This is a genomic window from Enterococcus sp. 22-H-5-01 (assembly GCF_050310005.1).
GTDB classification, from domain to species: domain Bacteria; phylum Bacillota; class Bacilli; order Lactobacillales; family Enterococcaceae; genus Enterococcus_A; species Enterococcus_A hailinensis.
Window position 1 is genome coordinate 1509772 of record NZ_CP189993.1, and the last position, 12520, is coordinate 1522291.

General features: G+C 38.6%; 8 protein-coding genes and 1 other annotated feature. All 8 genes read right to left on the reverse strand.

The window, feature by feature from the left end; translation table 11 throughout:
* Window positions 1-21 precede the first annotated feature (21 nt).
* The 8 genes from ACQKTA_RS07660 to smc all read right to left on the reverse strand — a co-directional run bounded on the left by ACQKTA_RS07660 (window position 22) and on the right by smc (window position 12506).
* On the reverse strand, window positions 22-1116 hold the full coding sequence (locus ACQKTA_RS07660) for an aminotransferase class I/II-fold pyridoxal phosphate-dependent enzyme (RefSeq protein WP_427813351.1): 1095 nt from the start codon (window positions 1114-1116) through the stop codon (window positions 22-24).
* Window positions 1106-2320, reverse strand: coding sequence for a MalY/PatB family protein (locus ACQKTA_RS07665; RefSeq protein WP_427813352.1), 1215 nt, complete (start codon window positions 2318-2320; stop codon window positions 1106-1108). Before ACQKTA_RS07665 ends, ACQKTA_RS07660 begins: the two co-directional genes overlap by 11 nt.
* A gap of 54 nt (window positions 2321-2374) precedes the next feature.
* Window positions 2375-2604, reverse strand: a binding site (T-box leader).
* Window positions 2605-2708: 104 nt separating this feature from the next.
* Entirely contained in the window at window positions 2709-4484 is a 1776-nt protein-coding gene (locus ACQKTA_RS07670) for an oleate hydratase (RefSeq protein WP_427813353.1), read from the reverse strand.
* A gap of 24 nt (window positions 4485-4508) precedes the next feature.
* Window positions 4509-5018, reverse strand: a complete 510-nt coding sequence (locus ACQKTA_RS07675; protein ID WP_427813354.1) for a hypothetical protein — start codon at window positions 5016-5018, stop codon at window positions 4509-4511.
* A 170-nt stretch (window positions 5019-5188) separates the two neighbouring features.
* Window positions 5189-6379: a choloylglycine hydrolase family protein gene (locus ACQKTA_RS07680; RefSeq protein WP_427813355.1), complete on the reverse strand. Its 1191-nt coding sequence runs from the start codon at window positions 6377-6379 to the stop codon at window positions 5189-5191.
* A gap of 337 nt (window positions 6380-6716) precedes the next feature.
* On the reverse strand, window positions 6717-8090 hold the full coding sequence (gene ftsY, locus ACQKTA_RS07685) for a signal recognition particle-docking protein FtsY (protein WP_427813356.1): 1374 nt from the start codon (window positions 8088-8090) through the stop codon (window positions 6717-6719).
* Window positions 8091-8915, reverse strand: a complete 825-nt coding sequence (locus ACQKTA_RS07690) for a Cof-type HAD-IIB family hydrolase (protein ID WP_407855067.1) — start codon at window positions 8913-8915, stop codon at window positions 8091-8093. It lies immediately after the preceding gene.
* On the reverse strand, window positions 8916-12506 hold the full coding sequence (smc, locus tag ACQKTA_RS07695) for a chromosome segregation protein SMC (protein WP_427813357.1): 3591 nt from the start codon (window positions 12504-12506) through the stop codon (window positions 8916-8918).
* Window positions 12507-12520: the final 14 nt, after the last annotated feature.

Genomic DNA, 12520 nt, shown 5'->3' on the forward strand with positions numbered 1-12520 from the left:
TAACTGATCAATCTTCTAGTATCAATCAAAGACTCTCAAAGCGCGGATCAAGTCATTGGCTAAATCTTCACTGTCTTCGATTCCGACAGATAAGCGTAATAAGTCTGGTTTTAAGCCATACGATTCTCGCAACTCTTGAGGGATATCTGCATGGGTTTGTGTTGTTGGATAAGTGATCAAACTTTCCACCCCACCTAAGCTTTCAGCAAAAGTAATCAATTTCAATTCTGCTAAAAATTCTTTGATTTTAGCGGCGTCTTTTACATAAAAACTGATCATCCCTCCGATTCCTGGATAAAGAACTTTTTTCAACTGGGGTTGATCATTTAAAATTTTAGCAATTCTTTGTGCGTTCCGTTCTTGCTGTTCAAAACGCAATTTGAATGTTTTTAAACTTCTAATAAACAGCCAACAGTCGAGACTGCCTAAGGTTGGTCCTGTTGTATTTGCCAACCAAGCAAGCCGTTCACCGATCTCAGGATCTTTTGCTACAACAACACCGGCTAAAATATCATTGTGACCAGTCAAAAATTTGGTCCCTGAATGTACAACAATGTCTGCTCCTAAAACTAGCGGTTGTTGACGTAGCGGTGTCGAAAAAGTATTATCCACAATCAACAATGTTTCTTGTGCTTGGGTCAACTGAGCGACTTTTTTGATTGATACCTCTTGCATTAATGGATTAGTAGGTGTTTCTAAGAAGACTGCTGTAATTTCCGGTGTCAATTGGGCTATTAAACTTTCAAAATCATCAAAATAATGAAATGTTGCGATAGCTAATTTTTGTAATTCTTCAAAATAACGGTAACTGCCGCCATACAGATCACGAGAAACTAAAAATTCACTGCCTGAAGGAAAAAAACTAAATACTAATTGAATCGCACTCATCCCTGAACTCGTCACAATCCCACGACTACCGGATTCGAGTTCCGCCAATGCTTGCTCCAAAATATCCCGAGTTGGATTTTTAGTTCGCGTATAATCATACCCTGTACTTTCGCCTAATTCAGGATGTGAATAAGTTGTGGATAAATAGATTGGCGCTGCAACGGCTCCAGTTTGTTTATCTGAACGATTGCCGATTTGAGCTAATTTAGTGGCTGTTTTATAAGACATTTATTGTTTCCTCCTTGAATGCTTGTTGATTCACTGCGATTAATCTGTCGATTGCTAAATCAATTGTTGCTGGATGCGTCCCTAAATTGATACGAATAAATCCTTTCGTTTCTGGTGAAAACCATTCTCCAAAATCAATTGCCAGACCGGCTTTTTCTTGAATATATTCTTTGACCTGATCTTCTGAAATCCATCCACGCAAATCCAGCCATAATAGGTAACTTCCTTGTAAATCTGCCACACCGATTTCAGGTATTGCTTCTGCCAATCGTTGCTTAACGGTTTGGTAATTCGTCTCGACTACTTGCAAAAAGCCTTCGAGCCATTCATCTCCTGTTTGATAAGCTGTCAATGCAGCTAATTGTCCTAATGAACTATATTCGGTTTGTCGATGGGCTTGGCACCAACATCGATAGTGTTGATGTGTGCGTTCTCCAGGTAGCCAGATATGTGCGTTCAATAAAGTCGCTAGATTGAACGTTTTTGAAGGCGCATTGCAGACAATAACTTCTTCTAAAATATCTAACTCTTGTGCTACCGTAACTGCGGATACAAAGTGATGATCTGACAAAATCAAATCCGAATGAATCTCGTCAGCAATCACACGTACGTGATACTGATGACATAATTTCAAGACTGCCGTCAATTCCTCTTTGGTCCAAACACGCCCCACTGGATTATGAGGAGAACATAAAATGAACAATTTCACTTCATTAGCTTTCAATAGCTGTTCAAAGTTTTCCAGATCCATCTGATACCCCTCGGCAGTTGCTTTCAATGGAGAACATATTAATTCTCGATTTTGATCTTTGATTGCATTAAAAAAAGGATAGTAGACCGGCGTTTGAATCAATATCTGATCCTTTTCTTGGGTAAAACAAGCAATCAAATCATACAACGCTTGAACAACACCTGTCGTAAACTCTAGCCATTCTGCTTGAAAAGCCGTTTGTTCATGGCGTGCTTGCCAGCCAGCATAAGCTGAAAAATAGGTTTCCGGAACAATCGAATACCCGAATATTCCATGAGCAATCCGTTCACTTAATGCTTGCTGAACAGTTTGCGGTACTGAAAATTCTGTGTCTGCTACCCACAATGGCAGTAAGGTATCGTCTTGATACCTTTCCTTTAACGCATCCCACTTTAGCGAATTGGTTTGCTTACGTGATTGATAATGTGCTTGAATAAATGTCTCTATATCCACTCGACTCACTCCTTTAATCTTAAAAACAAAAAAAGTCCCTTTGTCTTCACTAGACAAAGGGACGAAATCATTCGTGTTACCACCCAAATTTATATCTTTCTCACAAAAGATACCTCAACAGTTCCTATTGAAACTCGGTGATATAACGGTCACGACCGTCTAACAAGCGTTAACCTGTCAGATACTCCGAGTTCATCTTCATTGAATTTTCTTGGTCCTCATTCTCACCATCCGAGGTCGCTGTAACTAGAAGCATCAATTACTCTTCTCTTCATTGTTTAGATATAATTTAATGATATTGTAATCCTTTTATTATTTATGTCAATCCTTTTTATAAAAATAAGCGAAAAATATTTTATTGAAATATTTTTCGCTTATTTATCTTATTCTATAATAGATTGGCATCCTCTAATAATTCTTCAATAAATGTCCCTTTGATTTTTTTCAGTCCTTTGCGCTCGATCAAACCTTCTAATAAGGGAACTTTCACTTCTTTGATTCCTTTTTGATCATTCAAATAATATGAAGCATTTAGTAACATTCGAATATCATAAGAAGAAGCAAAAACTTCTGGTACCCCTCGATCGATTTCTAGCAAGGTATAAACAGCTTCCATTGCCGTACGAACAGAATATTCTGTTGTAAACACAGTATCTCGTTCGGTTTCTGCAAAATTCCCCATAAAGGCTAAATTACTATATCCTTCTGGGATCACCGCTGGACGATCACCTTTCGCACGAGGCATAAAGTAAGACGTAATATAAGGCATGTAACAAGGGATCGTATTACATGATTCTTTGGCTAAACCATCAATCAAATGTTCTGGTACGCCCATTTGATACAACCATTCAGCAGCAATCTCATTTCCCGTACATTCAGTAATCGGTTTTTTAATGTAATTTCCTTTTGTATCTGAAAGTAAGGCATAGACCCAAACAACTAATTGATCTTTTGGTTGTTTTTTGAAATGAGGCTGACGATTAAGAGTATAACTCATTTTCCAATTGGAATCTGTTGCGTGAACGATCCCGCCAGTAACTACTTTTCCAGCATAAGGATCTCGATGGCTGATTTTTTCGATGTAAGGTGCAATTTTTTCATCCAAAGTCGTTACTGTTGCTGAAACAAACCAGCTTGAGTCAGGTAGATTTTCACAGAATTTCTCTGGTTTACCGAAGCTAGCATCTTGTTCAGCCATGCTCTTCCATAAATTCCAACTACCGCCCAATTCTTTTGAAACTGGAGCGGGTGTTTCACTATTTCCATAAGTTGATCTTTCCGTGATCGATCCATTCGTAACAAAGACTAAATCATTCTCAGCTAATTGCACGATCGTTTCCTGTTTTTCGACCGTTAAAATCAATTTATCTGCTAGTTTCTTGCCATTTTTATTAGCTACGATCACATTTTTAACCTTAGTATCGTATTGGAAATGAACGCCGTTATCTTTTAAATATGCTAATAGTGGTAATACCAATGACTCATACTGATTATACTTAGTAAATTTAAGGGAAGAAAAATCAGCTAAGGCATCAATATGGTGAATAAAGCGCATCAAGTAGCGTCTCATTTCCATCGCTGAATGCCATTTTTCAAAAGCAAACATCGTACACCAGTACGTCCAAAAATTTGAGTTGAAAAATTCGTCCGTAAAGACATCCGTAATTTTTTTATCATCTAGCTGGTCTTCTTTCATCAAACATAAAGCTAAAATTTCTTTGATTGCTTTCTCGCTCAACGTCAATTGACCATCTGTGGGTACTTGTTCACCTTGGTTATGGATTAAACGACATTTTGAAGAATTTGGGTCTTTCTTATTCAACCAATAAAATTCATCTAAAACAGAGGCATCTTCAACTTCTAGTGATGGAATCGAGCGGAAAAGGTCCCACAGACATTCAAAATGACTTTCCATTTCACGCCCGCCGCGAATCACAAAACCATATTCTTCTCTGTATCGTCCATCCAATGAACCACCTGCCAGGGGTAATTCTTCTAAAATATGAATTTTACTGCCATCCATACGACCATCTCTGATTAAAAATGCTGCGGCTGAAAGAGAAGCCAGGCCTGATCCGATTAAATAAACTGCTGAGATATCTTCTGTTTTTGCCGGTTTTGCCGCCCGTGCAAAAGCTTCATAATTTCCGTTACTTCTATACATTGTTTCTGCTCCTTTTTCTTTGTTTTAGTCTTGGTTGTGTTTTAAATGTTTTTTTGCTGTTTCCACATCTTCTTTTGCTGCTTCATAGTCAAAGCGTTCGATCGTACCGTTTAATTTTTCTGCAATCATCGTATTCAATAACGTTTCATCTGATTCATCAGCATAAAGTAATAAACCTAGTTCATCATTGTCTAATTTATTAGCGATCGAATCAAAAATAGTATGCGTCCGTTTGTTCTTGATATAATTAGCACTTGCTCCAACTGCATCTCCAATTACCCAGCCGCACAAAACTCCTAACGGTCCACCTAGAATTCCTACGATGATCCCGATGAATCCCCCTTTTGCCACTCGTGAGTTGCTTTCATAATCAACGCTGTCTTTAACAACAAATTTTGATTTATCCGCATGTTTTTGTAAAATCATGGCTTGCTTCAGATCGAAAGTATTACTTTTTGAGATTTTTTGGAGTTGTGAAAATCCTTCATATGTTTTTGCTTCTTCATCAAATGTTACTAAAATAATTTTTTTCATTGTAGATTCCTCTTCTCTTCTTTATGCTTTAACTTTAGCAAAATAGCCGTGATAAAAATTTTAAAGTTTGTCTGATAATCCGCCTATTTTGATTAATGATTTTCGGAATAAATAAAAAAAACTATCCCTAAAAACCTATACAAAAGATATGTTTTAGGGATAGTTAGGCCTTATTTACCTAATTTGTCTTTTAATTGACCTAGTTCTGCTAGTAATTGATCTGCAGTTTGCTGAGTGTCTTCATCCAAGGTTCCTTGTTTTGCTGACTTCAGCCCACCTAATACTTCTTGACCAACCATATCTAATAAAGTTGAACCAGTTTCGGCTTTGTCAGATAAATCGGCTGCTACTTCTTTAGGTGATACTTTTTCGGCACTTAAGATTGCCATATCTTCAACCTTTTTGACTACAAAAATTTTAGGAGTCGTTCTTGCCAAGAGTTCTTTTGTCATTTCAACCTTAGAAATTCGTGTATTATTGTAGTCCGCATAATAATATGTCTTACTTTCATTACACATCATACCTGTATATTGAGAGTAATCTTCATGATCGTCGCTCGTGACTACGATACCTTTAGGAATCTGTACAGTTGATAAGATTTTCATTGAATTTGTCACAGCTTCTGTTTCGATTTTTGCTTGGTCGATGTGTTCTTTAAAAAATGCAGCTCGTACAAAACGTTCTGGTGGCGTATATCCGCCCGGCAAGCCCATCGTTCCTGTTCCTTGTGAAAATGGATTTGCGGTATAGTTTCCAAATTGTTGCGGTTCATATTGTTTTGGTCGCACGTTCAAATAGTTCCGTAAATTTTCGATATGCCATTCTAAAAGCGGCGTATTCGTCATTACGCCCACTGGGTTTTCCTTCAAATGTAAAACTTTTTGGGTTGGTTCAATCACCATGCAATTCCCTGTTGTGTCTGTAATGATCCAATGCAAAGGAGTGATCGTATCGATCAACGGTGCTGCAACATCCATTAGATTTACTTTTGATAATTTCTTTTTCAAATCTGCGATTGATTTGAACTCACCTAGTGCCCAAGTAATAAATTCATGAGGAGCTAAGTTGATTTTATTTTCATCAGCTTGTTTTTGATAAACGGCTTTTTGCGGCAAATATAATTCTGCGATCGCCAATCCATGTTCGTTTACCCCATCTGCTACGAAATAAGAAGTTCCCAATGAACGACCAGCACCTAAAAAACCATAGTTTGATTCATGGCTAGCATTGTCAGCTGATGACTTCCAAGAATACGCTCTTGGTAAATAAACGACATCAAAATCTAGTGGGAAAGAATAATCCATTGTTCTCGCTAATACGTGTTTCCGATCTTTTGTTTCTGTAAAAATACTTGTACACATGTTATACACATCCTCTTTCTTTTCTTATAATTTTTATTCAATCAGCGTTTTATTGCTCAAAGTAATGATTCATCTTATGTTCGTATTACTAAAATGCCAAGGCTAGATAATCTAGCTATGTACCTTTTAATTAACTCATTTATTTCCTTCCTTTGATTCCTCCTTCACCTCTTCCTCATTGGTATATTTGTATAGTAGCATGGGAATTTGAGTTGTTTCGTTTGTATATTGTCTTAAAAAACGTCAAAAATATATTTCTAATTTTTTAGCATACAAAAAAGCGATGCGCTCACTGTAAAATACAGTAAACACATCGCTATAAGTTTTTTTGAGCTGGTTATTCTTCTTTTAACAGACCTTTGAATAAACCCACTGCAAAATCATTTGAATCGAAGGCTTCCAAATCATTGATCCCTTCACCTAATCCAACTAATTTTACCGGTAGATGCAATTCATTTCGAATTGCTAAGACGATTCCGCCCTTCGCTGTACCGTCTAATTTCGTTAAAACCAATCCAGTCACATCAGTAGTTTCTTTAAATTGACGAGCTTGAACTAACGCATTTTGACCTGTTGTTGCATCCACAACTAACAAGACTTCATGCGGGGCGCTTGGAAACTCGCGTTGAATTACCCGCTTGATTTTTTCCAATTCGTTCATCAAGTTCACTTTGTTTTGCAAGCGACCCGCTGTATCGATCAACAAGATGTCATAGTTCCCATTTTTTGCCTTGTCAACCGCATCAAATACAACAGCTGCTGGATCGCCGCCAGCATTTCCGCGTACTACTTCGACGCCAGAGCGTTCTCCCCAAACGACTAATTGATCGATCGCACCCGCACGGAAAGTATCCGCTGCAGCTAATAAAACTTTTTTACCTTCATTTTTATATTGATTGGCTAATTTACCGATACTGGTTGTTTTTCCAGTCCCATTGACTCCTACAAATAAAATGACACTCAATCCATCAGGCTGTAAATTGATTTCATTCTTTTCATCTACACCTTCGGCTTCATAAATATCAACTAATTTTTCAATGATGACATTTTGGATTTGAGCAGGTTTTTTAGCATTTTTCAATTTAACTTCTTGTCGTAATGAATCAGTCAATTTGATAGCTGTATCAAAACCAACATCTGCACCAATCAATGTTTCTTCCAATTCTTCAAAGAAATCCTCATCCACACGACGGAAACGAGCAAATAATTCATTCATTCGATCACCAAAGGATTTACGTGTTTTCTCTAATCCTTTATCGTACTTTTCTTGTACTGACTCTTCTTCTACAACTGGAGTCGGAGCAGCTTCGATTGGATTGACCACGGGCGCTTCGGAATCTGTTTCGATTGATTGTGCAACTTCTGTTGTCTCTTCCAACGTTTCGTCAATCGTTACCGGAACTTCAGGTGTGCTTAACTCATTCGTTTCTACTTCAGTAACCGGTTCTTCCACCGTAATAGGTTCTTCAATTGTTTCTATGTCTTCATGTTTTTCTTCGATTTCATCTACTGCAGGAAGGTCTTCGGATTCAGCAGCTGTTGGAACAGATTCTTCAACAGAGCTTTCAACAGAATCAGCAGCTTCTTCTTGCGTACTTTCGACATCCGGTTCTGAGGGGGCATCTGTATCTTCTACCACATCGTTTTTCTTTTCAGGTTCTTCTGCTTGTTCGCCAGTAAAAGCTTTTTTTATGCGGTCAAATAATCCCATCTAAATTCCTCCTTTGTCTTCATTAAAAACGAATTTTTGAATCGCATGCGCGACACCATCTGCTTGGTTCGTACGCGTAACGAAATTAGCAGCTGATTTTACACCATCCGTAGCATTTTCCATTGCGACGCCCATGCCTGCATAAGAGATCATTGAAAGATCATTGGCTTCGTCGCCTAATGCCATCATTTCATTTGGCAAGATTCCTAGGTGTTCACCTAAAACAGATAAACCAAATGCTTTTGTCACACCTTTTGGCATAAATTCTAGTAGGTTCGCACGAGTTTTGAAAATTTCAAATCGGTCATAATCTTCCGCAGGGATCTTCGCGATTTGTTGATCCAAGTAATCCACATCGGTTGCGGAGACAACTTTATTATACAAAGTTGTTTCTCCTAGTTCAGCAGCATCTTTATCTACATAAGTCAGTGCTTTATTCAATGTTGGATAGATCGAAGGATGCTCAGGTGCCGTAGCGATTTGATAACATAATGCATCTGAAAGCACATCCATCGGTAAATCGATTTTGGTTAATAATTGGCGTAAGTGTTGGACATCTTCTAAAGACATCGCTGTTTTACCTAAGATTTCTCCAGTATTTGTTTGGATCAATCCACCGTTAAACGTGATAGAATAATCGTTCGCATCTAATAAATTCAACTCGGTCAAATAATTCTTGATCGCGATCAGTGGGCGTCCTGTACAGATAACGATTTTGACTCCACGCGCTTTGGCTTCGGCTAAGATTTTTTTATTGGTATCAGATATTGTTTTAGCATCGGTTAACAATGTACCATCTAAATCAATTGCGACTAATTTGATCATTTATAAAGGTTCCCCTTCCTTGACTTTAAACTTCCCATCTTCTTTTACTTCTTCAAGACGAACAGAAATGATTTTTGACACACCGGATTCTTGCATGGTCACCCCATATAAAACGTCGGCGGCTTCCATCGTTCCTTTACGGTGAGTCACTACAATAAACTGGGTACCGTTTTGGAACGAGCTTAAGTAGCGACCAAAACGCGTGACATTCGCTTCATCTAGCGCAGCTTCCACTTCATCTAAGACACAAAATGGTACTGGACGAACTTGGATAATTGAGAACAGCAAAGCAATAGCAGTCAATGCTCGTTCTCCACCTGAAAGTAATGACAAGTTTTGTAATTTCTTCCCAGGTGGTTGTGCTTCGATCTCAATACCTGTATTCAATAAATCTTCAGGATTCGTTAATACAAGTTCTGCGCGTCCACCGCCAAACATATTCGGGAAAACAACATTGAATTGTTCTCGAATCGCTTTGAAGGTCGTATGGAAACGGGTCTTCACTTCATCATCCATTTCATCCATCGTTTCAAATAGTTGTTCTTTCGCTGAAACGAGATCATCTCTTTGAGCAGTCAGAAAATCGTAACGCTCTTCAACTTGTTGGTACTGCTCGATCGCATTCAGATTAACAGGGCCTAATTTTTCAATTGCTTGCTTCAGACGGCCAACTTCTCGTTCTGCTTCTGCCAAATCAATTGCTGGATCTGCTTGTGCCTCTGCCCCTTCAAAAGTAACATTGTATTCTTCTTGCAAATAGGACAAGGCAGTATCTAATTTCAACTCATAGCGGTTTTTTTGCACATCCGCTTGTGACTGCTGTGAGAGTAATTGTTTTTGTTCTCGATTGGCTTCGGTCAATGCCAGATCAGATTGATCGACTTCTTGCTGTAATGCTTGACGTTGTTCTTTCCAGATAACTAACTGGTCTTGCAAGTGCTCTCGAGCAGTCGCCAATTCTGCTACTCGCTGGTTCAAACTTTCTTCGGTTTCCTCGTGATCAGATGAATCACTAGAAAGAGCTAACAACTGATTTTCCAAACTTGTGATTTGAACCGAGCTTTCATCGATTTGATCATTGAACGTTATCACTTGTCTTGCTAAATACATTAAACGTTCTTCAAGTACGGCGGCGTCTGCTTGCAAACGACTTAATGCCGTCGCGATTTCTACGCGTTTTGCTTCCAGCTGATCACTTTCTTCATTCAATTGACGAATCTCTTGATTGATTTGATCTTGCTGCGTTTTCAACTCAACTTGCTGAAATTCTAAAGCTTCTTTTTGAACTTGATAATCCGTTAAGAAACTTTTCAGCTCTTTTGCTTCATAAGAGAACAATGATTGCTCTTTTTGTAAACGAACGTGTTCTGAGCTAATCCGTTCCTCACTGCTTTTTGCTTCTTGATAAGCTAAACGGGTCTGCTCTCCTTGTGTTCGCAAGTTTTCAATCGTTTCATTTTGCTCAGTATTTTGCGCTTGAAGTTCACGTACTAATTTTTCTTTAGTTTGCAATGCTTGATTGATTTCTTCATAACGCTTAGTCCACTCAGCCAATTCATGGCTTTGATTGAATAAATTGCCACGATTTCCTTGCTTAGTAGCGCCACCAGTCATTGATCCACCAGCGTTCATGACATCGCCGTCTAAGGAAACGACCCGAACTTGGTAACGCAATTGACGCGCTAGTTGGTTGGCACTATTCAAATCTTTGGCAATAACGATTGCACCCAATAAGTTTTGCATTACCGGTGCAACGGTTTCTGGAAACTGAACCAACTCACTAGCGACACCAACAAAACCTTCGATCTCTTTGATTGCTTGGTATTGATGGGCAGCTACACTACGTGGTTTGATCGTTGTCAAAGGTAGAAAAGTTCCACGACCACTGCGTTGTTGTTTTAAAAAAGTAATCCCTTGGCGGGCATCTTTTTCATTTTCTACAATAATATGTTGCGCCGAAGCCCCCAAAGCAGTTTCGATTGCTAAAGTATATTCTGCTGGTACTTCCAACAGCTCTGCTACAGCACCAACGATCCCGTTCAACTGATTTTTATGCTGCAAGACACTGCGAACACCTTGATAAAATCCACTATAATTTTCCTGGATTTCTTGCAAACTTTTTTGGCGCGCACGTGCCTGTTGTACCTGACTCATCAAGTCGTACATCAGCTGTTGCTCTTTCTGCAATTGCTGTTGCGTCTTATTTTTAGCTTCTACTGATTGACGGTACTGTGTTTGTTCAGTTGTTAATTGGGCTTCCAATGTCTGAGCTTTGATCTCAGCATCGGCTTTTTGAGTCAGTAAAGCATCTAGCTGTGTCTGCAGTGCTTCAAAACGAGTGACACTTTGTTGGTTTTTCGCTGTTTCTTGCGTGTACTGACGCTCCAAATATTTCAATTCATTACTGACATTAGCTGACTCTTGCATCAACTCAACATAAGTTCCGCGTAAATCTTCCAATAACTCTTTAGGCGATTTTTTGTATTTCTTCACCTCAAGTGTTAATTGTTGGATTCGTTCATTCAATGCGACTTTTTCAGCTTCTTTTTCGACTTGCTGTTCTTGGACTGCTTTTAGATTTTTTTCTAATTCTGTCCGTTTATTTTGTTGATCAACTAAATTTTCTCGATATTCAGCACTCGTTTTTTGGGTATTTTTAGAACGCTCACTCAATAACTCTATCCGGCCTTCAGCTTGTTTCAATGCTTCTGACAAATGTAATAGTTGTTGTTGACCCGTTTCTAATTGCTCATCCAAGTCACCACGCTGTTCACGCAAACGTCCTAACTGATTTTCAGTTCGTTGTATAAAACGACTTTTTTCTTCGATCGTTTTAGATAATGATTCAAAATCAGTTTTTGAAGTTGCCCATTTTTCACGTGTTTCATTGACCTTAGCGACTGTCAAACTAATATCGGTAGCTGTCAATTCTTCTTTAAGTTTCAAAAACTCCTTCGCCGCTTCACTCTGAGCCGCTAAAGGAGTCAGCTGATCTTCCAATTCGTAAATAATGTCTTGAACTCGACTTAAATTATCTTCTGTTTCAAATAATTTTTGTTCAGCTTTACGCTTACGTTGCTTGTACTTGAGAACACCCGCTGCTTCCTCGAAAATTCCACGGCGATCTTCTGGTTTGCTTGCAAAAATCGCTTCGACTTTCCCTTGCGAAATAATCGAAAACGACTCTTTACCTAAGCCTGAATCCATAAAAAGATCTTGGATATCTTTTAAACGGCAAGCTTTTTTATTGATAAAGAAATCACTCTCACCCGTCCGACGGTAGCGACGAGTAACACTGATTTCACTAAATGCTAAAGGTAAGTAGTGGTCGGTATTGTCTAAAACAACCGTTACTTCTGCCAGATTCAACTGTTTGCGTGAGTCAGAACCAGCAAAGATAATGTCTGGCATCTTACCGCCACGCAAACTTTTAGCTGATTGCTCACCTAAAACCCAGCGAATCGCTTCAGTAATATTACTTTTCCCACTACCATTTGGTCCGATGACCGCTGTAACACCTTTTTCGAATTCGATTTTCGTTCGATCCGCAAAAGATTTAAAACCAGCGATCTCAATTCGTTTTAAATGCAAAATGTTCCTCCTAA